Source organism: Stenotrophomonas maltophilia, from assembly GCF_006970445.1.
GTDB lineage: Bacteria > Pseudomonadota > Gammaproteobacteria > Xanthomonadales > Xanthomonadaceae > Stenotrophomonas > Stenotrophomonas maltophilia_AU.
Genome location: NZ_CP033877.1, coordinates 3,558,164 through 3,580,959, shown reverse-complemented (window position 1 = coordinate 3,580,959; position 22,796 = coordinate 3,558,164). Strand labels below are relative to the sequence as shown.

19 protein-coding genes are annotated in these 22,796 nt (G+C 67.1%); 13 read left to right on the top strand and 6 right to left on the bottom strand.

Going from position 1 to position 22,796, the window contains the following annotated elements; all coding sequences use genetic code 11:
- Positions 1–43 precede the first annotated feature (43 nt).
- Positions 44–1,048, top strand: coding sequence for a class I fructose-bisphosphate aldolase (locus tag EGM71_RS16455; protein ID WP_006465625.1), 1,005 nt, complete (start codon positions 44–46; stop codon positions 1,046–1,048).
- Between the two features lie 129 nt (positions 1,049–1,177).
- Positions 1,178–2,320, top strand: coding sequence for an ABC transporter substrate-binding protein (locus EGM71_RS16450; RefSeq protein ID WP_188485721.1), 1,143 nt, complete (start codon positions 1,178–1,180; stop codon positions 2,318–2,320).
- Positions 2,321–2,412: 92 nt separating this feature from the next.
- Here EGM71_RS16450 and EGM71_RS16445 read toward each other — a convergent pair whose 3' ends face one another.
- Both EGM71_RS16445 and cysK read right to left on the bottom strand, forming a co-directional pair.
- Complete coding sequence (locus EGM71_RS16445; RefSeq protein ID WP_188485720.1) at positions 2,413–3,012, bottom strand: O-acetyl-ADP-ribose deacetylase; 600 nt, start codon at positions 3,010–3,012, stop codon at positions 2,413–2,415.
- Positions 3,013–3,282: 270 nt separating this feature from the next.
- Positions 3,283–4,242 (bottom strand): cysteine synthase A, encoded by a 960-nt coding sequence (gene cysK, locus EGM71_RS16440; protein WP_188485718.1) that lies wholly within the window; start codon positions 4,240–4,242, stop codon positions 3,283–3,285.
- A 208-nt stretch (positions 4,243–4,450) separates the two neighbouring features.
- Here cysK and EGM71_RS16435 point away from each other — a divergent pair, with 208 nt between their 5' ends.
- The 10 genes from EGM71_RS16435 to EGM71_RS16390 all read left to right on the top strand — a co-directional run bounded on the left by EGM71_RS16435 (position 4,451) and on the right by EGM71_RS16390 (position 18,955).
- The gene (locus EGM71_RS16435; RefSeq protein WP_188485716.1) at positions 4,451–5,434 is read left to right on the top strand and encodes a LysR family transcriptional regulator; all 984 of its coding nucleotides are present in this window, start codon (positions 4,451–4,453) and stop codon (positions 5,432–5,434) included.
- Between the two features lie 622 nt (positions 5,435–6,056).
- Positions 6,057–6,488: a DUF2946 family protein gene (locus EGM71_RS16430; RefSeq protein ID WP_188485715.1), complete on the top strand. Its 432-nt coding sequence runs from the start codon at positions 6,057–6,059 to the stop codon at positions 6,486–6,488.
- Positions 6,489–6,559: 71 nt separating this feature from the next.
- On the top strand, positions 6,560–8,623 hold the full coding sequence (locus tag EGM71_RS16425) for a TonB-dependent copper receptor (protein ID WP_188485714.1): 2,064 nt from the start codon (positions 6,560–6,562) through the stop codon (positions 8,621–8,623).
- A gap of 274 nt (positions 8,624–8,897) precedes the next feature.
- The gene (locus EGM71_RS16420) at positions 8,898–10,004 is read left to right on the top strand and encodes an efflux RND transporter periplasmic adaptor subunit (RefSeq protein ID WP_188485713.1); all 1,107 of its coding nucleotides are present in this window, start codon (positions 8,898–8,900) and stop codon (positions 10,002–10,004) included.
- Entirely contained in the window at positions 10,001–13,126 is a 3,126-nt protein-coding gene (locus tag EGM71_RS16415) for an efflux RND transporter permease subunit (protein WP_075676395.1), read from the top strand. The genes EGM71_RS16420 and EGM71_RS16415 overlap by 4 nt, the downstream gene beginning before the upstream one ends.
- On the top strand, positions 13,119–13,715 hold the full coding sequence (locus tag EGM71_RS16410; RefSeq protein WP_188485712.1) for a GNAT family N-acetyltransferase: 597 nt from the start codon (positions 13,119–13,121) through the stop codon (positions 13,713–13,715). Before EGM71_RS16415 ends, EGM71_RS16410 begins: the two co-directional genes overlap by 8 nt.
- A 178-nt stretch (positions 13,716–13,893) precedes the next feature.
- Entirely contained in the window at positions 13,894–15,414 is a 1,521-nt protein-coding gene (locus tag EGM71_RS16405) for an alanine/glycine:cation symporter family protein (protein WP_188485711.1), read from the top strand.
- The gene (locus EGM71_RS16400; RefSeq protein WP_188485710.1) at positions 15,407–16,243 is read left to right on the top strand and encodes a TrmH family RNA methyltransferase; all 837 of its coding nucleotides are present in this window, start codon (positions 15,407–15,409) and stop codon (positions 16,241–16,243) included. Before EGM71_RS16405 ends, EGM71_RS16400 begins: the two co-directional genes overlap by 8 nt.
- Positions 16,244–16,500: 257 nt before the next feature.
- Positions 16,501–17,493, top strand: coding sequence for a hypothetical protein (locus tag EGM71_RS16395; RefSeq protein WP_188485709.1), 993 nt, complete (start codon positions 16,501–16,503; stop codon positions 17,491–17,493).
- A gap of 10 nt (positions 17,494–17,503) precedes the next feature.
- Positions 17,504–18,955: an alanine/glycine:cation symporter family protein gene (locus EGM71_RS16390; protein ID WP_188485708.1), complete on the top strand. Its 1,452-nt coding sequence runs from the start codon at positions 17,504–17,506 to the stop codon at positions 18,953–18,955.
- 60 nt (positions 18,956–19,015) lie between these two features.
- Here the strand turns inward: EGM71_RS16390 and EGM71_RS16385 are convergent, their stop codons facing one another.
- The 4 genes from EGM71_RS16385 to EGM71_RS16370 all read right to left on the bottom strand — a co-directional run bounded on the left by EGM71_RS16385 (position 19,016) and on the right by EGM71_RS16370 (position 22,195).
- On the bottom strand, positions 19,016–20,437 hold the full coding sequence (locus EGM71_RS16385) for a M28 family peptidase (RefSeq protein WP_188485707.1): 1,422 nt from the start codon (positions 20,435–20,437) through the stop codon (positions 19,016–19,018).
- 225 nt (positions 20,438–20,662) lie between these two features.
- Entirely contained in the window at positions 20,663–21,067 is a 405-nt protein-coding gene (gene mscL, locus EGM71_RS16380) for a large-conductance mechanosensitive channel protein MscL (RefSeq protein WP_014038282.1), read from the bottom strand.
- Positions 21,068–21,121: 54 nt separating this feature from the next.
- Entirely contained in the window at positions 21,122–21,838 is a 717-nt protein-coding gene (locus tag EGM71_RS16375; protein WP_019660190.1) for a fumarylacetoacetate hydrolase family protein, read from the bottom strand.
- Between the two features lie 75 nt (positions 21,839–21,913).
- A complete protein-coding gene (locus EGM71_RS16370; protein WP_005410817.1) occupies positions 21,914–22,195 on the bottom strand; it encodes a hypothetical protein in 282 nt (93 codons plus the stop codon).
- 178 nt (positions 22,196–22,373) lie between these two features.
- Between EGM71_RS16370 and EGM71_RS16365 the strand changes: the two genes are divergently transcribed.
- On the top strand, positions 22,374–22,709 hold the full coding sequence (locus EGM71_RS16365) for a Rieske (2Fe-2S) protein (RefSeq protein ID WP_188485706.1): 336 nt from the start codon (positions 22,374–22,376) through the stop codon (positions 22,707–22,709).
- Positions 22,710–22,796 lie beyond the last annotated feature (87 nt).

Genomic DNA, 22,796 nt, shown 5'->3' with positions numbered 1-22,796 from the left:
GGGGCTATACTTACGTTTTTCCCGCACCCGCCACAGGAAATACATGAGCATCGAACAGCTGGCTGAAACCGCCCAGGCCATGGTCGCCCCGGGCAAGGGCATCATCGCGATCGACGAATCCACCGCTACCATCGCCAAGCGTTTCGCCGGCGTCGGTATCGAGAACACCGAGGAGAACCGTCGCGCCTACCGCGAGCTGCTGCTGACCACGCCGAAGCTCAACGAGCACATTTCCGGCGCCATCCTGTACGACGAAACCATCCGCCAGTCGACCAAGGACGGCGTGCCGTTCGCCAAGTACATGGCCGACCACGGCATGATTCCGGGCATCAAGGTGGACAAGGGTGCGCACCCGCTGGCCGGCTGCCCGGGCGAGCTGGTGACCGAAGGCCTCGATGGCCTGCGCGAGCGCCTGCAGGAGTACTACAAGCTGGGCGCGCGCTTCGCCAAGTGGCGTGCGGTCATCAACATCGGCGAGAGCATCCCGTCGGGTACCTGCATCGAGTCCAACGCCCATGCGCTGGCCCGCTATGCCGCCCTGTGCCAGGAATGCGGCCTGGTGCCGATGGTCGAGCCGGAAGTGATCATGGACGGCGACCACGACATCGAGACCTGCTACGAAGTCACCGAAGCCACCCTGCGTTCGCTGTTCGACGCCCTGTACCAGCAGAACGTGCTGCTGGAAGGCACCATCCTGAAGGCGTCGATGGTCATCTCCGGCAAGGGCTGCGATGAGCAGGCCGACGTCGAGGAAGTGGCCGAGTCGACCGTGATGTGCCTGAAGAGCACCGTGCCGGCGATCCTGCCGGGCGTGGTGTTCCTGTCCGGTGGCCAGAGCGACGAGCAGTCCACCGAGCACCTGAACGCGATGAACCAGCTGGGCAACCTGCCGTGGCCGCTGAGCTTCTCCTACGGCCGCGCCATGCAGCAGGCCGCGCTGAAGCTGTGGGCCAAGGACATGAAGGGCAACTACGCTGCCGCCCAGAAGACCGTGTACGAGCGCGCCAAGGACAACGGCCTGGCCGCGCTGGGCAAGTGGAACGGTTGATCCGTTCCCTTGCAGGATGAACAGGGCAACGCCGGCTTTACGCCGGCGTTTGCTTTTGCGGGTATCTTTTCCGCCCCCGCGTGCCCGGCCGGCATGCGGGAACCACATGGAAGGCCAAGGAGAAACAACATGCGTTTGGCAGCAATCACACTGGCCGTTGCCACGGTCCTGGTCGCCGGCGGTTGCAACCGCATCGGCGGCGGCGCGGATGCGGGCAAGGCCGCGTCACTCGATTTCGACAAGCCGGTGTCCGGCGAGATCACCTCGCGCAGCGGCATCAACTACAACGACGGCAGCCACCACCAGCTCTACCAGATCAAGCTGGAAGACAAGCAGCTGGTCGGGCTGAAGCTGACCGGTTCGCTGAGCGGCTCGATCGCCGTGTTCAACAACGGCAGCCTGGTGGCCAGCAGCAACACCGGCTACGAGCGCGAAGGCGACGTCTCGCTGGCCTTCCGTGCCAACGGTGGCGGCACCTATCAGGTGGCGGTCAACGCCAACGGCTCGACCGATTACGGTCCGTACCGCCTGCGCGCCGAGAAGCTGGTGCCGTATGACGGCAGGCCGCTGGCGGGCGGTGGCGAGATCGTCGACATGCTGGCCGGTGGTTCCCAGGACTACACCCTGCAGGTGGACAAGGCGGGCCTGTACGAGATCCGCCTGGTGTCGGACGTCTTCGATCCAGTGCTGAAGCTGTCGGGCCAGGGCGTGGATGCCGAGAATGACGACGGTGGCGACAGCACCAACTCGCGCCTGACCTTGTCGCTGAAGCCGGGCAAGTACACCCTGACCGCGCGTGGCCTCGGCGACGGTGTCACGGGCATGTTCACCCTGTCGGCCAACCGCATCGAGCTGCCCGGTAATCTGGTCGAGCGCGATGGCACGGCGCTGCCGAAGTCGGGCAGTGTGTACACGATGCTCGACAACGATGGCCGCCGCCGCTTCCTGCTGTCGCTGGACCGCCCGGCCGATGTGCGGCTGGATGCGATCTCCAGCCAGGTCGATACCGTGCTGCGCGTGGTCGGTGGTGATGTCGAACTGACCGACGACGACGGTGGCAACGGTACCAACTCGCGCCTGGAAGAGACCCTGCCGGCCGGTCACTACACGGTCGACGTGTCCAGCCTGAACAATGGCGCGGGCATGGTGGAAGTGCGTGTGCAGGTGGATGGCGCCAGCGCCGATGGGGCTGCGGCCTCCGCGGCACGTGCGGCAGCCGACGCGGCCGCCGTGGCCGATGACGCCGCCGCGGTGGAAGCCGCCAGTCGTTGAGCGTGATCCACGCCACGCGTGGATGAGGACAACGGTGCAACAGAAAAGGCCGGGCAATGCCCGGCCTTTTTCTTTACGTCGCGCACCGGGATTCAGTGCGCGGCGGCGAAACCCGCATCACCCAGGGGCGGCAGCATCGACCCGCGCGGTTCGCTGTCAGTGCTTTGCCCTGCGGCGCTCAACGCCTGCTGGTAGGCCTTGGCCGTAGCGGTATTGAACGCCACCAGCACGATCCGCATCGGTTGCGCATGGCTGCGCTGCCAGGCCAGTGTTTCGGTGACGGCGATCTGCGCCGCCTGGTACAGCGGATAGCCGTACACGCCACAGCTGATCGCCGGGAAGGCGATCGACTGCACGCCCAGCGATTCGGCCAGCTGCAGCGACTTCCAGTAGCAGTTGGCGAGCAACGCCGGTTCATCGCGCTGGCCGTCGTGCCAGACCGGGCCCACCGTATGCAGTACATGGCGTGCCGGCAACGCATGGGCGTCGGTGGCGCGCACTTCGCCGGTCGGGCAACGCACGCCCGGGCGCAGCTCCGGCAACTGCTCGCACTCGGCCAGCAATGCGGGGCCGGCCGCGCGGTGGATCGCGCCGTCGACACCGCCGCCACCGAGCAGCGTTTCATTGGCCGCGTTGACGATCGCATCCACCGCCAGGGTCGTGATGTCGCCCTGCCAAACCTCGATCTTCATGCGTCCGTCTCCTGCCTGTGAGGTGATCCGCGCAGCATCTGCGCCGGCTGTTCCCACGGTAGGGGACAGGGCATCGATACTGCGTCATGACCGTCTCACGCGCTGCGATTCAACGGTCTTCACGCACGATGGCGGGCGACGCCTTCACGCAGGCTGAAGCGGAAGGGGGTCAGATCCTTTTCCGCGCGAAAAGGCTCTGACCCCCGTGTTCCAGGGTGAACTGGCAGGGTCAGAGCCCTTTCCCGACGGAAAGGGATCCGACCCTGTGGATCACGGCAGGCCGGCCAGCCAGTCGTCGTCGGACCCTTCGTTCACATCGGCGAACAGCGGCGTGGAGAAATAGCGTTCACCGGTGTCCGGCAGCATCGCCAGGATCACCGAGCCCGGTTCAGCGCGGGCGGCGACGTCCAGTGCGCTGGCCACGGTGGCACCGGCGGAGATGCCGACGAAGATGCCTTCCTCGGCAGCCAGGCGGCGCGCGGTGGCGATCGCGCGGTCATCTTCGACCGAGACCAGTTCGTCCACCACATCGCGGTTGAGCACATCCGGCACGAAGTCCGGGGTCCAGCCCTGGATCTTGTGCGGTTTCCAGTCATCACCCTTGAGCAGGGCGGCGCCGGCCGGCTCGGTGGCGATGATGCGGGTCTGCGGACGTGCCACCTTCAGCACTTCGCCCACGCCGGTGAGCGTGCCACCGGTGCCCCAGCCGCTGACGAAGTAGTCCAGCCGCTTGCCGGCGAAGTCGCGCAGGATTTCCGCGGCGGTGGTGTTGCGGTGATACGCCGGGTTGGCCGGGTTGGCGAACTGGCTGGCCAGGAACCAGCCGTGCTGCTCGGCCAGTTCGGCCGCCTTGCGCACCATGCCGCTACCGCGCTCGGCGGCCGGGGTCAGGATCACCTTGGCACCATAGGCGCGCATCAGCTTGCGGCGCTCGACCGAGAAGGTCTCGACCATGGTCGCCACGAACTTGTAGCCGCGCGCGGCGGCGACCATCGCCAGTGCCACGCCGGTGTTGCCCGAGGTGGCCTCCACGATGGTGTCGCCCGGCGTGAGCAGGCCGCGTGCTTCGGCGTCGAGGATGATCGCCAGCGCAAGGCGGTCCTTCACCGAGCCACCGGGGTTGAACGACTCGACCTTGGCGTAGACGCTGACCTGTGGCGGCGCCAGGCGCTGCAGCCTGACGATGGGGGTGTTGCCGACGGTATCGAGAATGGAGTCGTACAGGGCCATGGAAGCGCTCCGGAAACGGGGCCGCGCCGGGCTTCGGCGGGCGAAGGGGGAGGGCTGGCTGTTCAGGCCAGCGGCTGCCGGCTGACCGTAGCGCCGGCATATGACGCCCGGAAATGACCAGATACCTTTCTTAAACAACCTTTGGTTATAAGCTGGTGACGGCAATTGACCCTAGAGTGGACCTCCGCCCCACGCCGCCTGCCTGCCCATGACGCTGACCCAGCTGCGCTACCTGGTTGCCATCGCCGACGCCGAGCTGAACATCACGCTGGCCGCCTCGCGCGTGCATGCCACCCAGCCCGGCCTGTCCAAGCAGCTCAAGCAGCTGGAAGACGAGCTCGGCTTCCTGTTGTTCGTGCGCAAGGGCCGCAGCCTGGAGTCGGTCACCCCGGCTGGCACCGAGGTGATCGCCCGTGCCCGCGCGGTGCTGGCCGAAGCCAACAACATCCGTACCTACGCGGCCAACCAGCGGCGCGAGAGCCAGGGCCAGCTGATCCTGACCACCACCCACACCCAGGCGCGCTTCGTGCTGCCGCCGGCGGTGGCGGCGATCAAGCAGGCCTACCCGCAGGTCAGCGTGCATCTGCAGCAGGCCGGTGAAGCCGACGCGCTGGATCGCCTGAACCAGGGTGACGCGGATATCGCCATCATCAGCACCGCGGGCGGTGAGCCGACCGATGGCATCGCGGTGCCGCTGTTCCGCTGGCGACGCCTGGTGGTGGTACCCAAGGGCCACCCGTTGGACCGCGCGGGCCGCGCACCGGACCTGGCCGCGTTGGCCCGCCAGCCGTTGATCAGCTATGAATCCTCGACCCGCCCGAATTCGTCGCTGCAGCGCGCCTTTGCCGCACAGGGCCTGGTGCCCGACCTGGCCTTGACCGCGCTCGATGCCGACCTGATCAAAACCTATGTGCGCACTGGACTGGGCGTGGGCCTACTGGCCGAGATGGCGGTCAGTTCCAACGACGAAGACCTGAAGGCGTGGCCGGCGCCCGCCCCCATCGCCGAGTGCATCGCCTGGGCGGTGCTGCCGCGCGATCGCGTGCTGCGTGACTACGCACTGGAGCTGGTGCATGTGCTGGCACCGCAGATCGATCCGCGCGATCTGCGCAGGGTGCTGGATGGCAACCAGGCGGCGGCGTGGCCGGTGCCACCGACCTGGGAGTCACTGACCCAGACCATCACGGTGTGAGGTGGGTCGGGCAGGGCTTGCAGCCCTGCACCTGCTGCGGCGCGCAAGCAACAGCAACAGCAACAGCAACAGCAACAGCAGAAGCGGCATTCCGTGGGATGGCGGGGCGGTGTGGGCAGGCAGGACACGCCGTAAACCCATCCATGGGGGCTCGATGGCGCCATCCATGGCGCCAACGGTCCTGCCTGCCCACACCGCCCCACCTCTGACAGATTCCGATGGCTGTTGGTAGGTGTCGACCTTGGTCGACACGGTAGATCCACGCCATGCGTGGATGCTTTTCGATTCCAATTCGAAATATTCGATTTCGATGGAGATTCATCCACGCATGGCGTGGATCTACTGCAGGTCGCGGAAAACTGTCGAAGGCGGGGTGGGGCCGGGTGCGGGGGCGTGAGCGCCATGGATGGCGCGACCGAGCCTACATGGACGTATTTACGGCGTCCCCCGCAACCGGACCCACCCCGCCATCCCACAGGAAGCCAGCTTTTGCTTTTGCTGTTGCTTCGGCTCTTGCCGTGGACGTGGTCTCTGCGGGTGCAGGGCGCAGCCCTGCCGATAAACCCCCTCCTGCGACGGTTCGTCGCACGGGCAACCCTGGACCCGGCTCTACACTAGAGGGGTGACCCGCCTGTCCCGCCCGCAGCGCCTCCTGCTCCAGCTCGCCGTCCTGGCGACGCTGCTGATGGTGCTTGCGCCACTGGTCAGCCGCGCGCTGCAGGCGTCGCCGATGGCCCCAGCAGCGATGGCGGGCATGGATCACGCCGCGATGGGCCATGACATGCACGGCATGGCCATGGCCGGGCACGGTCAGCACGGGGCCGCGCCGGCAGCGCCTGACCGCCCGGCCGATCCCCACGCCATGCACGGCGAAGCCTGCGAATACTGCGTGCTGGCGATGCGCCTGCTGCCATGGCTGGCGGTACTGGTGCTGCTGTTGCCGCTGCTGTGGCGGCCGCGTCTGGTGTTCCCGTGGTCACAGCGGGTGCTGCCCGCGCTGCGCTGGCCGGCGCATGCTGCGCGTGGCCCGCCGCATTTCTCCATCGTTCGCTGATGTCCCTATCGAATCTGCCGCACGACGCCTGACCGGCGCCGTGCGCGCGTGCGTACCTTGGAGCTGTTCCGATGAAAATGACTTCCCGCCCTGTGGGCGCCTCTGCGCGCCTGCCGGTTGCCCTTGGCCTGGCCGTAGCTGCAACTCTCGCCCATGCTGCGCCCGCCGAAGAGGCGCGCACCCTCGACACCCTGGTGGTCACCGCTGCCGCACCGTCCTCGCCGTTGCACTGGGTGACCGATCCGCGCCTGCCGCGGCAGCCGGTACCCGCCAGCGACGGCGCCGATTACCTGAAGACCGTTCCCGGCTTCTCCGCCATCCGCAACGGCGGCACCAACGGCGACCCGGTGCTGCGCGGCATGTTCGGTTCACGCCTGAACATCCTCAGCAATGACGGCAACCTGATCGGTGCCTGCCCGTCGCGCATGGACAATCCGTTGTCCTACATCTCACCCGAAAGCTTCGACCGGTTGACCATCATCAAGGGGCCGCAGAGCGTGCGCTGGGGCGCCGGTGCCTCGGCCGGCACCGTGCGCTTCGAGCGCGATACGCCGCGCTTCGAGGAACCGGGCCTGCGCGCCGACGCCAGTGCGCTGGTCGGTTCGCGCAACCGCAACGATCAGGTGCTGGACCTGACCCTGGGCAACCCGACCGGCTATGTGCGCGCCAGCGGCAACCGTTCCGAAGCCGATGACTACAAGGACGGCCACGGTGATGTGGTGCCGTCGAAGTGGCGCAAGTGGAACGGTGACGTGGCCATCGGCTGGACGCCGGATGCCGACACGCTGCTGGAAATCTCCGCCGGTGCCGGCGATGCCATCGCGCGGTACGCCGGGCGTGGCATGGACGGGGCCGCGTTCGAACGCACCAGCTACGCCGCGCGCTTCGAGAAGCGCAACCTGCCGGGTGCGTGGGACACGTTGCAGGCCAACGTGTACTACAACGAGGCCGACCACGTGATGGACAACTACACGCTGCGCACGCCGAACCCGCACAGCATGATGCCGATGCCGATGGCATCGAACGTGGACCGACGCACCCAGGGCGGCCGGGTCAGTTCCGAGTGGCGCTGGCAGGACGTGCAGCTGGTGGCGGGCGTGGATGGCGAAGACAGCCGGCACCGCGGACGCATGGGCATGGGCCGCGGCACCTACCGCCAGGCGGCGTGGGAGACCGATGCCAACTTCCGTCGCTATGGCGTGTTCACCGAGTTGACCCTTGGCGCCGGCACCGACCAGCGCTGGATCAGCGGCCTGCGCATCGACCGTGCCAGCGTGCGCGACGAGCGGCAATCGATCCGCGGGATGATGGGGAACATGCCCAATCCGACCGCAGGCGAGCGTCGCAAGGAATGGCTCGGCAGCGGTTTCCTGCGCTACGAGCAGGACCTGGCCGATGGCCTGACCTGGTATGCCGGCCTCGGCCACAGTGAGCGCATGCCGGACTACTGGGAGCTGTTCTCGCCCGACCACGGCCCGGCCGGTGCGGTGAACGCGTTTGCCGGCATCCAGCCCGAGCGTACGACCCAGCTTGACGTCGGCCTGCAGTACAAGGGGCCGCGCGTGCAGGCATGGGTTTCGGCGTACGCCGGGCAGATCCAGGACTACATCCTGTTCACCTATCACGGCAGCGGCATGATGGGGATGAGCCAGGCCAGCAACGTCGATGCGCGCATTGCCGGTGCCGAAGCGGGGCTGGAAATGAGCGTGGCCGAACAGTGGAAGCTGGGCGGCACGCTGGCCTATGCCTGGGGCGGGAACCGCGACCAGCAGCGTCCGCTGCCGCAGATGCCGCCGCTGGAAGCGCGCCTGAGTGCGAACTGGGAAGGCCAGCGCTGGAGCGCCGGTGCGCTGCTGCGTGCGGTGACCCACCAGCATCGTGTCGCAGATGGCCAGGGCAATGTGGTCGCACAGGACCTCGGGCCGAGCGCTGGCTTTGCTACCTTCGCGCTCAACACGGCGTACCGTTTCAGTTCGCAGCTGCAGCTCAGCGCAGGCGTCGACAATCTGTTCGACCGCGCCTACAGCGAGCACCTGAACCTGGCCGGCAGCGCCGACTTCGGTTTCCCGGCCGACCCGGTGCGCATCAATGAGCCGGGGCGCAGCGTGTGGATGAAGCTGAACTACCGGTATTGATCTGCCGGGGGTAAAAAAAACGGGGCCGGATCCCCGCCAAGATCCGTCCCCGCCCGACGCCCTCCGTCGGGCAGATTCGACTCTACGATGACAGCTCCGGCGGCGCACGGCTGGATACACCCCGACACACGCCGACACCGCCCGTGGCAGCCTTGCACGGAACGGGTTCAAGGCGCTATCGCGGCCTTGGTTCCACGCCGGTAAACGCTTGGCACATACCGCTTTTATGGGCACTTGCCTACACTCGGCGGCCGTGGATCAATCAGGACCGTTCATGTTGGCTCGTATCGCTTCGACCCTGGCCCTTGGCCTCAGCCTGGCCGTGCTGGCCGGGTGCGCAGGCAAACAGGAGGCCGCCGCACGTCGGCAGGGAGAAGCGGTGCCGGTCACCGCGCAGGTCGTGCAGTCCCGGCAGTGGAGCGACACCCTGCAGGCGCTGGGCACGGCCAAGGCGCGCGAATCGATCAGCGTGACCGCCAAGGTCAGCGAGATCGTCGAGAAAGTGCACTTCGAAAGCGGCCAGCACATCGCCGCTGGTGCACCGATCGTGACCCTGCGCGGGCAGGCCCAGGAGGCCGCGCTGGTGCAGGCGCAGGCCACCTTCCATGAAGCTGATCAGCTGTACAAGCGCCAGCGCGAACTGGCTACCCAGCGGCTGGTGTCCAGCGCCACGCTGGATACGCAGAAGTCGATCCGCGATGCCGCCGAAGCGCGCGTGGCGCAGATGCAGTCGGACATCGGTGACCGCCGCGTGCGTGCGCCGTTCGCCGGTGTGCTCGGCATCCGCCAGGTCAGCCCAGGCACGCTGCTGACGCCGACCACCGTGATTGCCACGCTCGATGACATCGAGCACATGCACATCGATTTCCAGGTGCCGGAAGTGGAACTGGCCGCGCTCGGCGTCGGTGACAAGGTCAGTGCCACCAGCGTGGCGTGGCCGGGCCGCACCTTCGAAGGCGTGGTCAGCACCATCGATGCGCGCATCGATCCGGCCACCCGTGCGGTGACCGTGCGCGCCGACTTCGCCAATGGCGACCACGCGCTGCGCCCGGGCATGCTGCTGGACGTGCGCCTGTTCCGCCCCGAGCGCCCGGCACTGGTGGTTCCGGAAATCGCCGTGGTGCAGGTCGGTCGCGATACCTTCGTGTACCGCATCAAGGCCGACGACAGCGTCGAGCGTGTGGACGTGGTCACCGGCGCGCGCCGTGCCGGCGTGGTCGAGATCAGGCAGGGCCTGGAAGCGGGTCAGCGCATCGTGGTCGATGGCACCGGCAAGCTGCGCCCGGGTCTGAAGGTCGCCGCCAAGGACGCGGCGCCAGCCAGTGGTGCCAAGCCGGCTGATGCGCCGGCGCCGGTCGCGGCCGAGGGCCACGGCGGATGAAGCTGTCCGATATCTCCATCCAGCGGCCGGTGTTCGCCGTGGTGATGAGCCTGTTGCTGCTGGTGCTGGGCGTGATGTCCTTCACCCGCCTGACCCTGCGCGAACTGCCGGCCATCGACCCGCCGATCGTGTCGGTGTCGGTGGACTACACCGGCGCCTCGGCGGCGGTCATCGAAAGCCGCATCACCCAGGTGCTGGAAGACGCGCTGGCCGGCATCGAAGGCATCGATACGATCAACGCGCGCAGCACCAACGGCCGCTCGCAGGTCAGCATCGAGTTCACCTCCAACCGCGATATCGAAGCAGCCGCCAACGACGTGCGCGATGCGGTCAGCCGCGTGGCCGACCGCATGCCGGAGGAGGCGCGGCCACCGGAGATCGCCAAGGTCGAGAGCGATGCCGACCCCATCATCTGGTTCAACATGGTCTCCTCGACCATGGACACGCTGGAGCTGAGCGACTACGCCGACCGTTACGTGGTCGATCGCTTTTCCAGCCTCGATGGCGTGGCCCAGGTCCGCATCGGCGGCCGCCAGCGCTATGCGATGCGCATCTGGCTGGACCGTGACCAGCTGGCCGCACGCGGCCTGACCACCGGCGACGTGGAAACCGCGCTGCGCAACGAGAACGTGGAACTGCCGGCCGGCCGCATTGAGTCGACCGACCGCGATTTCACCCTGCGCGTGGAGCGCAACTACATCAAGCCCGAAGACTTCGCGACCATCCCGCTGGGCAAGGGCCGCGATGGCTACGTAGTGCGCATGGGCGACGTGGCGAAGATCGAGCTGGCCTCGGCCGAACGCCGCGCGTACTACCGCAGCAACGGCGAGCCGGGCATCGGCCTGGGCATCGTCAAGACCTCCACCGCCAACTCGCTGGACGTGGCGCGTACCGCGCGCGCTGAAGCCGAGCGGGTGGCGCTGACCCTGCCCAAGGGCACGCAGATCTTCGTCGCCTTCGACAACACCACCTTCATCGAAGCCGCGGTGGACCGCGTCTACGCCACGCTGGTGGAAGCGATGATCCTGGTGCTGGCGGTGATCTGGCTGTTCCTCGGCAGTTTCCGCGCCGCGTTGATTCCGGCGGTGACGGTGCCGGTCTGCCTGGTCGCGGCGTTCATCGCGCTGTATGCATTCGACTTCTCGATCAACCTGCTGACCCTGCTGGCGCTGGTGCTGTGCATCGGCCTGGTGGTGGACGATGCGATCGTGGTGGTGGAAAACGTACAGCGCCGCATCGACCTGGGCGAACCACCGCTGGTGGCCTCCAAGCGCGGTACCGCGCAGGTCGCCTTCGCCGTGATCGCCACCACCGCCGTGCTGGTGGCAGTGTTCCTGCCGGTCGGCTTCCTGGAAGGCAACACCGGGCGCCTGTTCCGCGAATTGGCAGTGGCGCTGGCCGCCGCGGTGGCGTTGTCCGCGTTCGTGGCGCTCACACTGACGCCGATGATGGCCTCCAAGCTGCTCAAGCCGCACACCGGTCAGGCCCCGCGGGGCCTGCACGGCTTCATCAACCGCAACCTGGAACGCCTGGCGGGTGCCTATGGGCGGGTGCTCGATCACCATGTCGACCGCACCTGGATCTACCTGCTGGTGATGGTCGCCGCACTGGCTGCCAGCTGGGGCCTGCTCAAGCTGCTGCCGTCGGAACTGGCGCCGGCCGAAGACCGCGGTTCGTTCCAGATCATGATCGACGGCCCGGAAGGCGCCGGCTACGACTACACCGTGCAGCAGGTGCAGCAGGTGGAAGCGCTGCTGGCACCACATGTCGGCCCGGACAAGCCGATCGTGCGTGCCAACCCGCGCGTGCCCGGTGGCTTCGGCGCGAGCGAAGAGATGCATACCGGCCGCGTCAGCATCTTCCTGCAGCCGTGGCGCCAGCGCAGCGAGGGCACGCCGGCGGTGGCCAATGAGCTGCAGAAGGAACTGGACACCATCCGAGGCGTGCGCGTGCGTACCCAGGTCGGTGGCGGCCTGGTGCGCAGTGGCGGGCAGCCGTTCCAGATCGTGCTGGGCGGCCCGGAATATGCAGAGATCGCGCAGTGGCGCGACCGCATCCTGCTGCGCATGGCCGACAACCCCGGCCTGGTCGGCCCGGACTCGGACTACAAGGAAACCCGGCCGCAGATGCGGGTGAACATCGACCGCCAGCGTGCGGCCGATCTCGGCGTGCCGGTCACCGCGATCGGTTCGGCGCTGGAAACCATGATGGGCTCGCGACGCGTCACCACCTTCGTCGACAACGGCGAGGAGTACGACGTGCTGGTGCAGGCCGGACGTGACGGCCGTGCCAGCCCGGCCGACCTGGCCGCGATCCGCGTGCGCGCCACCTCCGGCGAGCTGGTGCCGCTGTCCAACCTGGTCACGCTGAGTGAAGTGGCCGAGGCCGGCACCCTGAACCGCTTCAACCGACTGCGCTCGATCACCATCAGTGCCGGCCTGGCGCCGGGCTATCCGCTGGGCGAGGCCATTGCCTGGGCACAGAACGTGGCCCAGGAAGAACTGCCGCAGTACGCGCAGGTGAACTGGAAGGGTGAATCGCGCGAGTACCAGAGCGCCGGTGGCGCCGTGCTGCTCACTTTCGCCATGGCCCTGCTGGTGGTCTACCTGGTGCTGGCCGCGCAGTTCGAGAGCTTCATCCATCCGCTCACCATCATGCTGACCGTGCCGCTGGGCGTGCTCGGCGCGCTGGTCGGGTTGTGGGTGAGTGGCGGCACCGTGAACCTGTTCAGCCAGATCGGCATCGTGATGCTGGTCGGCCTGGCCGCAAAGAACGGCATCCTCATCGTCGAATTCGCCAACCAGCTGCGCGACGATGGGCGCAGCGTGCGCGAGGCGATCATCGAATCGGCGATGGTGCGCCTGCGCCCGATCCTGATGACCTCGATCGCCACCGTGGTCGGCGCCATTCCGCTGGTGGTGGCCGGTGGCCCCGGTTCGGCCAGCCGTGGCACGATCGGTATCGTGATCATCTTCGGCGTGACCCTCTCGACCTTCCTGTCGCTGTTCGTGGTGCCGGCGTTCTACGCGCGGCTGGCCCCGTACACCCGTTCGCCGGAAGCGGTGAAGCGCGAGCTGGAGAAGCAGGAAGCGGAATCGCCCTCGGTGGGTGGTCATGCCTGACCGGCCTGCCGACGGGGTCGGACCTGGGGTCGGATCCCTTTCCGGAACGGAAAGGGCTCTGACCCCGCCACTACAGGGTGAAGGTTTCCGACTGCGTCCCTGGCGCAATGAAGACCTGGAATCCCTGCTGCGCCACGCCAACGACGCCGAGGTGTCGCGCGGCCTGCGCGACCGCTTCCCGTATCCGTACACGCGAGAGGATGGCGAGGCCTTCCTCGCGGGCCGCGTACTGGCCCCCGGCACCCTGAACCTGGCCATCGAGATCGACGGCCAGGCCTGCGGCAGCGTCGGTGCCCAGCAGGGCGTGGCCGAGCGTGGGCACACCGCCGAACTGGGCTACTGGCTGGGCCAGGCCTATTGGGGGCAGGGCCTGATGACCCGCGTGGTCGGCCTGTTCGCGCCATGGGTGATGGATGAGCTGCGCCTGTTCAGGCTGCAGGCCACGGTGGTCGACTTCAACCTTGGCTCGGCCCGGGTGCTGGAAAAGAGCGGGTTCCAGGAGGAGGGCGTGGAGCGCTGCGCGGTCTACAAGCGCGGCCTGCTGCACGACCTGCGCCGTTTCGCCCGGGTGCGCACGCAGCTGCCTTGAACGGCCCGGGGTCAGATCCCTTTTCCAGTGGAATAGGGATCTGACCCCTTCTCCGCTCTCCGGGTATGGCCCGGCGCGACCAATGGCGCTACCGCAGCGGCCTTCGATCAGGGAGAATCGACCAGTCCCCTCCAGCCGACGGGACGTCCTTACAACCCGCCGACTGGAGAGAGCGCGCGTGGAAGCAACCGTACACTTCATCAACAGCATCATCTGGAGCAAGGCACTGATCTTCGTGTGCCTGGGCGCCGGCCTGTTCTTCAGCCTGCGCACGCGCTTCATGCAGATCCGCGGCTTCTTCGAGATGTGCCGCCTCACCGTCAAGGGTGAGAAATCCGACGCTGGCGTGTCCTCGTTCCAGGCGCTGGCCATGTCGATGGCCGGCCGCATGGGTATCGGCAACATCGCCGGTGTGGCCACCGCCATCGCCTTCGGCGGCCCGGGTGCGATCTTCTGGATGTGGGTGATGGGCTTCCTCGGCGCGTCCACCTCGTACGTGGAATGCACCCTGGCGCAGATCTACAAGACCAAGGACGCCGAAGGCCGCTATCGCGGTGGCCCGGCGTACTACATCGAAAAGGCCATGGGCCTGAAGTGGTACGCGCTGGCCTTCGCCTTCGCCACGATCATCGCCGCCGGCTTCCTGATGCCGGGCGTGCAGGCCAACGCCATCGCCGACAGCATCATCAACGCCTGCCGCGGCACCGCGCTGTGCGGCCCGCTTGATGGCCAGGCCTTCGGCATGGAGTCGGTGCAGGCGCTGAAGCTGGGCATCGGCATCGTGGTCGCGCTGCTGCTGGGCGTGGTGATCTTCGGCGGCGTCAAGCGCATCGCCAATTTCGCCGAAGTGGTGGTGCCGTTCATGGCCGCCGGTTTCATCCTGATGGCCATCGTCATCATGATCATCAATTACGACCGCGTGCCGGAGATGTTCAACATCATCTTCAGCAGCGCGTTCGGCACCCACGCCGCGTTCGGCGCGATGATGGGCCTGGCGGTGGAGTGGGGCATCAAGCGCGGCATCTATGCCAACGAAGCCGGCCAGGGCTCGGGCCCGCATGCAGCGGCCGCCTCGGAAGTCTCGCACCCGGCCAAGCAGGGTTACGTGCAGGCCTTCGCGATCTACTTCGACACCATGATGGTGTGCACCGCCACCGCGTTCCTGATCCTGGCCAGCGGTACCTACAACGTGTATTCGGCGGCAGGCGCCAGTGCCCCGCCGATCTTCCAGGGCCTGGCCGGTATTCCGGAAGGTGCGGGCTACGCCCAGGCCGGTGTGGAAGCCGTGCTGCCGGGCTGGGGCTCGGCGTTCGTGTCCATCGCCATCTTCTTCTTCGCCTTCACCACCATCATGGCGTACTACTACATGGCCGAGACCAACCTCAGCTATGTGAACCACAACAAGAAGCGCCCGTTGACCGTGCTGGTGCTGCGCCTGGGCATCATCGGCATGGTGGTGTTCGGCGCGTTCCATAATGCGACCCTGGCCTGGGCGCTGGGTGACATCGGCGTCGGCCTGATGGCCTGGCTGAACATCATTGCCATCCTCATCATCCAGAAGCCGGCGATGCTGGCCCTGCGTGATTACGAACGACAGAAGAAGCTCGGCCTCGATCCGACCTTCGACCCCGATGCCCTGGGCATCAAGAACGCCGATTTCTGGCGTCAACGCAAGCTGGAGTTGTCCCGTAGTGAATGATCCCTGGAAGAACGCCCGCCGCCCTTCATCGCGTCCGCCGCGGGCCACCCCGCTGCCTCCGCGTGAGGGCGGCACCCCGCCGCCACCGGGGCGCGGCAACGACGAACTGCGCCTGTATGGCTGGAACGCCGTGCAGGCCCTGTTCGCCAAGCGCCCGCAGGCGTTGCGCAAGCTGTACCTGGTGGACGCGCTGATTCCGCGTATGCAGCCGGTGTTGAAGTGGTGCGTGGCCAACCGCGTGGGCTATCGCGTGGTGGAGGAGGGCGACCTCAACAAGCTGGCCGCTACCACCCATCACGAAGGCCTGGTGGCCGACGTGCTGCGCGCGCCGGTCGTGCCGCTGGCGCAGTGGCTGGAGGAACTGGACGAAGGCCCGGCGTTGGCGCTGTGGCTGGACGGTGTCGGCAATCCGCACAACTTCGGTGCGATCCTGCGCTCGGCCGCGCATTTCGGCGTCAAGGCGTTGCTGCTGCCGGCTGGCAGCACACTGGCGCTGTCCGGCGCCGCCGCACGCGTGGCAGAAGGCGGTGCGGAATCGGTGCCGCTGGTGCAGTTGCCGGAGCCTGCCCAGGCGATGGCGCAGCTGCGTGCAGCCGGCTTCGGGCTGGCGGCGACCCTCGTTGAGGGGGGCGACGACGTGTTCCGTGCGTCGTTGCCGTCGCGTCTTGTGTACGTGATGGGCGCTGAAGGCGAGGGCATGGACCGCAATCTGGCGGGACAGTGCGACCTGCAGGTCTCGATTCCCGGCAGCGGCGCGGTGGAGAGCCTGAACGTGGCCTCGGCTACGGCGGTGCTGCTGGCGCAGTGGGCCAGTCGCCGCGACGATTGACGCAGCTGTTTCATCGCGTTGCGACCTGGAACCCGGCCCTCGTGGCCGGGTTTTTTGCGCGGATCCTGCGAGACGTCAGCGTGACCGTGCGGATCGCACGCGGGATGCCGCCTGCAAAGCGTGCTGATTGCGACCGATCACGATGCATCAAGCATGCTTGATGCATGAGTACGCGCTTTTAGAATTTGTCTCATTGTTGAGCCGCATCCTGCATCGCACGGTGGACGTCCATCCAACGTCGAACAGGAGTGGTTCCCATGCATCGAATCCAACCCAACGCGATGCGCGCATCCCTGCTGCTGGTGCTGTGCGCGCTTGCGGCCCCCGCGGTGCAGGCCGAAGAGCGCAGCCTGGACGGCGTCAACTTCACCGGGCCGTTGATCACCCCCAACCCGGCCGGACTGCCGCAGGGCAACTGGTACATCGAACCCTATCTGGTGCGGGTCGACAGTCGCGACCACTACGACAACAACGGTGATCGCCGCCGCAGTGCCGAGCACAGCGGCGCATGGGCCACGGTGGTGCCGATCATCTATGGCTTCAGCGACCGCGTGATGGGGCAGGTCAATCTCAGCGCCTCGCGCTCGGAGTCCGGTAGTGCGCGCAGCAGCGGCTTCCGTGCCGGTGACACCACCGCGCGGCTGCAGTACCTGCTGCAGGCGCCGAATGCCGATGGCACCCGTCCGGTCATCTCGGTCGCGCTGGTGCAGCGTTTCAGCACCGGCAGCCACGATCGCATCACCGGCAATCCGCTCGATGCGCAGGGCGACGGTGCGCAGCGCACCACCGCAGCGCTGGGCGTGCAGCAGGTCGTGTGGCTGGGCAATGACCGCCCCGTGCGCTGGCGTGCTCAGCTCAGTGCCGGGCCGGCGCCGTCGCGCACCGCCATTTCCGGCAGCAGCGTCTACGGCACCGATGACAGCTTCCAGGGACATATCTCCCGTGGGTCGGTGTTGGGCCTGTCGGTCGGCGCCGAGTACAGCTTCAATTCGCGCTGGGTGGGCGTGATGGAGGTGGCCGCCAGCCGCGAAACCGGCCAGCGCCTGAGTGGCTTTGCACGCAACGGCAGCGGTGCGATCGAACGGATCGAGGAGCATCGCCCGGCCAGCCGCAGCGTCACCCTGGCGCCGGCCGTGGAGTACCACTTCAGCCCGTCACTGGGCCTGATCGCGGGCGTGGAGTTCAGCGTGGCCGGTCGCAACACCGGCCGCATCATCAGCCCCCAGGTCGCCCTGGGCATGTTCTTCTGAGGGGCCGCCGATGAACATCGAATCCATCGTCAACACGATTCTCGGCGTCGTCTGGAGCCCCTACCTGGTGGTGCTGTGCCTGCTCACCGGGCTGTACTTCAGCGTGCGCACGCGCTTCATCCAGTTGCGTGCGTTGCCCGACATGCTGCGCCTGATGTTCCGACATGAGCGCTCCGATGCCGGCGTCTCGCCGTTCCAGGCGTTGTCGCTTTCGCTGTCCAGCCGCGTGGGCGTCGGCAACATCGCCGGCGTCGCCATGGCCATCGCCTTCGGCGGCCCCGGCGCGATCTTCTGGATGTGGATCGTTGCCTTCCTCGGTGCGTCCAGTGCCTTCATCGAATCCACGCTGGCGCAGATCTACAAGGATCGCGATGCCAAGGGCCAGTACCGCGGCGGCCCGGCCTACTACATCGAAAAAGGCCTCGGCCAGCGCTGGTACGCGGTGCTGTTCGCACTGGTGACCGTGCTGGCCGGCGCGATGCTGGCCGGCACGCAGTCCAACGCCATCACCAGTGCGGTGAACGAAGCCTGGAACGTGCCGGTGATGACCACTACTGCGGTATTGCTGGTGGTGCTGGGCGCGATCCTGATCGGCGGTGTGCGGCGCATTGCGCGGGTTGCCGAATGGGTGGTGCCGCTGATGGCGGTGGCGTATCTGCTGGTGGCGGCGCTGGTGATGGTGCTCAATGCAGAGAAAGTGCCGGAGGTGATCATGCTGGTGCTGCGTAGTGCCTTCGGTGTGGATGCAGCGTTCGGTGCAATGATCGGCACCGCCATCCAGTGGGGCGTGCGCCGTGGCGTGCTGTCCAACGAGGCCGGCATGGGCAGCGGTGCGCATCCGGCCGCAGCCGCCGAAGTTTCGCATCCGGTCAAGCAGGGCCTGGTGCAGTCATTCTCGGTTTACATCGACACGATGGTGGTGTGCAGCGCGACCGCGTTCCTGATCCTGTCCACGGGCCTGTACAACGTCTACGACCCGGTAGTGAATGGCATTCCGGATGAGGCGCGCCTGCTGCTGGGCAACCTGCCGGGCGTCGAAGCAGGGCCACGCTTCGTGCAGCATGCGGTGGAATCCGCGCTGCCGGGCTTCGGCCGTTCGTTCGTGGCGCTGGCGATCCTGCCGTTCGCGTTCACCACCATCCTGGCGCTGTACTACATGGCGGAGACCAACATCAGCTACCTGTGCCGCGATCGGCCGACGCCGTGGGTGATGGGCGGATTCCAGCTGCTGTTCCTGGCAGCGACCGGCTACTCGGCGGTGAACAGTGCAACGATCGCGTGGTCGTTGGGCGATATCGGCGTCGGCCTGATGAGCTGGTTGAACATCATCGCCATCCTGCTGTTGCAAAGGCCTGCCCTGGCCGCACTGCGCGACTACGAGGCGCAGAAGCGCAAGCAGCGTGATCCGCTGTTCAAGCCGCAGACGATCGGGGTAAGCAACACCCGGGTCTGGGAGAGCTAATACGATCAGGGGTCAGACCCCTCGCCAAGGGCGAGGGCTCTGACCCCCTGTGTCACCGCATCACTCGTTCGGCGGCGTGGTCGCCTTGGCTTCGCTGCCGAAGTTGCCATCAGCCTCCGCGGCCAGATACGCGAACACGGTGTATGCGGCCACGTTCTGTGCCAGTGCCTTCGGGTCGATCTTGTCCAGCGTGTCGTCGGCGGTGTGGTGCAGGTGGAAGTAGTCCGAGCCATCCTGCGCCAGCCACGCCCACGCACCGCCCTTGGCGGCCAGCGGGCCGACGTCCGGGCCCGGGCCACCCTTGTCGGCCTGGTACTCGATGCCCAGCGGCTTCATCACTTCGGCAATCTGCTTCGTCGCTTCGCGCGAGCCTTCCGGGTTCGGCGAACCGGTATTGAAGGCGTAGATGCGGCCTGCGCCGAAGTCGCTCTCGGCGGCCAGCTGGTGCAGGGCCACGTCCTTTGCGTGCGCTTCGGCATAGGCCTTGCCGCCATACAGGCCCTGTTCCTCGTTGGCGAAGGCGATCACGCGGATGGTGCGCTTCGGTGCCTGCTTGAGCTGGCCGATCAGGTGGCCTGCGGCCATGGTGATGCCCACGCCCGCGCCGTCATCCACCGCGCCAGTGCCCAGGTCCCACGAATCCAGGTGACCACCGATCACCACCACTTCCTTCGGCAGGCTGCGGCCGGTGATCTCGCCGATCACGTTGTACGAGGTGGCGGTGCCATCCCAGCCGCAATCCAGCGCCACCTTCACCGTGGTGCTGCCACGCGCCAGCAGGCGCGCCAGCTGGTCGGCATCGGGCACCGACAGCGCGGCCGATGGCACCGGGGTCAGGCCGTCATCGAAGCGGGTGATGCCGGTGTGCGGCACGCGGTGCGAGTCGGTACCGGCCGAGCGCATCAGGAAACCGACCGCGCCCTTGCGGATCGCTTCGGACGGGCCCTTGCTGCGGATCGCACCGCCGCGGCCATAATCGCGGCCATCGCGGAAGGGCAGCATCTGGTAATCGACGAAGGCGATCTTGCCCTTCAGCGAACCCGCCGGTGCGGCCTGCAGCGCGGCCAGGTCGGCGAAGCGAACCACTTCGGCCTCCACGGTGCCGCCGGGGCTGCCACCCAGTGCAGTGATCTGCAGCGGCTGCGGATTCTTGCCGGTCACGGCAGCGTGTTCACTGCGGCGCTCCCACTTCGGGAACGTCACCGGCTCCTTCCACACCTTGTCGAAGCCCAGGGCCTTGAACTTGGCTTCGGCCCAGGCCACGGCGCGGGCGTCGGCTTCGCCGCCGGCGATGCGCGGGCCGATCTCGGTGGTGAGCGATTCGACCACCTTCCAGCCGGTGTAATCGGCCAGCGCCTGGTCGCGCAGCTGTGCGGCGGTGGCCAGCGATGCCGGGGGCAGGGTGGTGGTGTGCGGCGCCGCGAAGGCCGGGGCGGCCAGCAGGGCGAGGGAGGATGCGATGGCAAGGATGCGGCGACGCATGGACAACTCCGGGAAGGGACCTAAGCCTTGGAGCTTAACAGTCGTTCAGCCCGGCGCATGGGCGGGAGGTCATGGCTGGCGCGAACGCTGTTTTCCGCCATGTCCGGCAAAGCGAAAGCCCCGCCGGGGCGGGGCTTTCGTGCAGTCGCGGTAGTGCCGGCCGCTGGCCGGCTCCCGCATGTCCCGATGTTGCCGGCCAGCGGCCGGCACTACCGTTCTGCGGCCTTATTTCTTCAGGCTGTCGCGGATCTCGCGCAGCAGCACCACTTCCTCGGCGGGGGCGGCCGGGGCGGCTTCCTGCTTGCGCGACAGGCGGTTGATCGCCTTGACCACGATGAAGATGGCGAAGGCCACGATCACGAACTGGATGATGGTATTGATGAAGTCGCCGTAGCCAACCACCACGGCTGGAATCTCCTTGCCATCCGGACCCAGGTGGGCCGGCGACAGGGTCCAGGCCAGGCTGGAGAAGTCCACGCGGCCGATCAGGTAGCCCAGCGGCGGCATGATGATCTTCTCGACCAGCGCCGTCACGATCTTGCCGAAGGCCGCGCCGATCACCACGCCGACGGCGAGGTCGATGACGTTGCCGCGCATCGCGAATTCCTTGAACTCGGTGAGCATTCCCATTGTTGTTTTTCTCCGGTGGGGAAGTGGACAGCGCGCAGGGTAGCGCAGGTGATGTCAGCCGGCGATCACGCCGTGGCGCTCGGCCACGTTTTCCAGGCGGGCACTGAAGCGGTCGCCGGGCTTCAGTGCAGCCACCCCGGACGGGGTGCCCATGAACACCAGGTCGCCGGCACGCAGCTGCCACAGTTTGGACAGCTCATGCAGGATCTCCGGTACGTTCCAGATCATCTGGTCGAGCAGTGCCTGCTGGCGCACCTCGCCGTTGACCTCCAGCGACAGGTTCAGCGCGGCCAGGTCGCCGACTTCCTCGGCGTGGACGATTTCGCTGATCGGCGCGGAGGCATCGAAGCCCTTGGCCGCGTCCCACGGGTGGCCCTTGTCCTTGGCCGCTGCCTGCAGGTCGCGGCGGGTCAGGTCCAGGCCGACGGCGTAGCCGTAGACCAGCGCATCGGCGTCGGCCACGGCCAGCTCGCCCGCGGGCGCATCGCGGCCGATCGCCACCACCAGCTCCACTTCGTGGTGCAGGTTGGCAGTCGCCGGCGGGTAAGGGATGGCATCGTCGTGGCCGACCACGATGGCGTCGGCCGGCTTGCTGAAGAACATCGGGCGGCCGCGGTCATCGGCTGCCGGCACCGCCGCGCCCATTTCGCGGGCGTGGTCGGCAAAGTTGCGGCCGACACAGTAGATGCGGTGTACGGGGAAACTGCCGCCGCCGGCTACCGGCACACGCGGCAGGGCTACGGCAGGAATCACATCGGAGACATCGGACATGCGGGCATCCAGGAAGGGCATGCCGGCAGTCTAGAACGCATGGCGCCCGCCGTCAGCGGGCGCGGAAGGCCTGGATCAACGCGAGGCCGGCAACACCGGCTTGCGCACCACGCGGTACTCGCCTTCGACCACGGTCGGGTCGACCGGACGGGCAACGCCCGGCTTGCGCGAGGCCAGCAGCTTCCACGCCAGGCCGACCAGGATCATCGCCGCACCGACGAACACACCGATGAACACCATCGCCGCCAGGATCGCCAGGCCAAGCAGGCCCACGGCAACGCGCACCAGCGGGTGACGCGGCTTGCGCGGCGCGAACAGGGTGCGGAACTGGTTGAAGGCGGATGCGCGATTGAACATGGCGGCTCGATAGGCTGGGATCAGCGAAACCAGAGTATCGGGACGCGCCACTGTCATTGAGTGAAAAACTCGTTAAATATAGCCTGTGCTTATTACGGATCAATGACTTGTGTTCATGTCGCAGCCAGTCACCTGAGTGGGCGTGCGACAATGCCGGTTTACTGTCCGAGCCTTCGCCATGACTGCCGCTGCTGCCCTGATCGCCCTTGATGCCATTGCCGATGGCACGTTTGCCGAGGTCGAAGCGGTGGTCGATGGCGATGCCGAATCGCTGGTGCTGTACCGCGACGGCGAGCAGGTGCGCGCGTTCCTGAACATCTGCCCGCACGCTGGCCGCCGTCTGGACTGGGCGCCGGGGCAATTCCTGAAGAGCCGCGAGGGTCATCTGGTGTGCGCCGCGCACGGCGCCTCGTTCGCGCTGGACAGTGGTGACTGCATCGCCGGCCCGTGCAAGGGCGACCGCCTGCGTGCGGTGCCGGTGGACGTGCGTGATGGGCAGGTCTATCTGGCCTGAGGCCAGAAGCAGTCGAGCACGGCTCGACTCTACAAAAGCCGTGTCGACCAAGGTCGACAGCTACCAGAGCGAGATCCGTGCCGACCA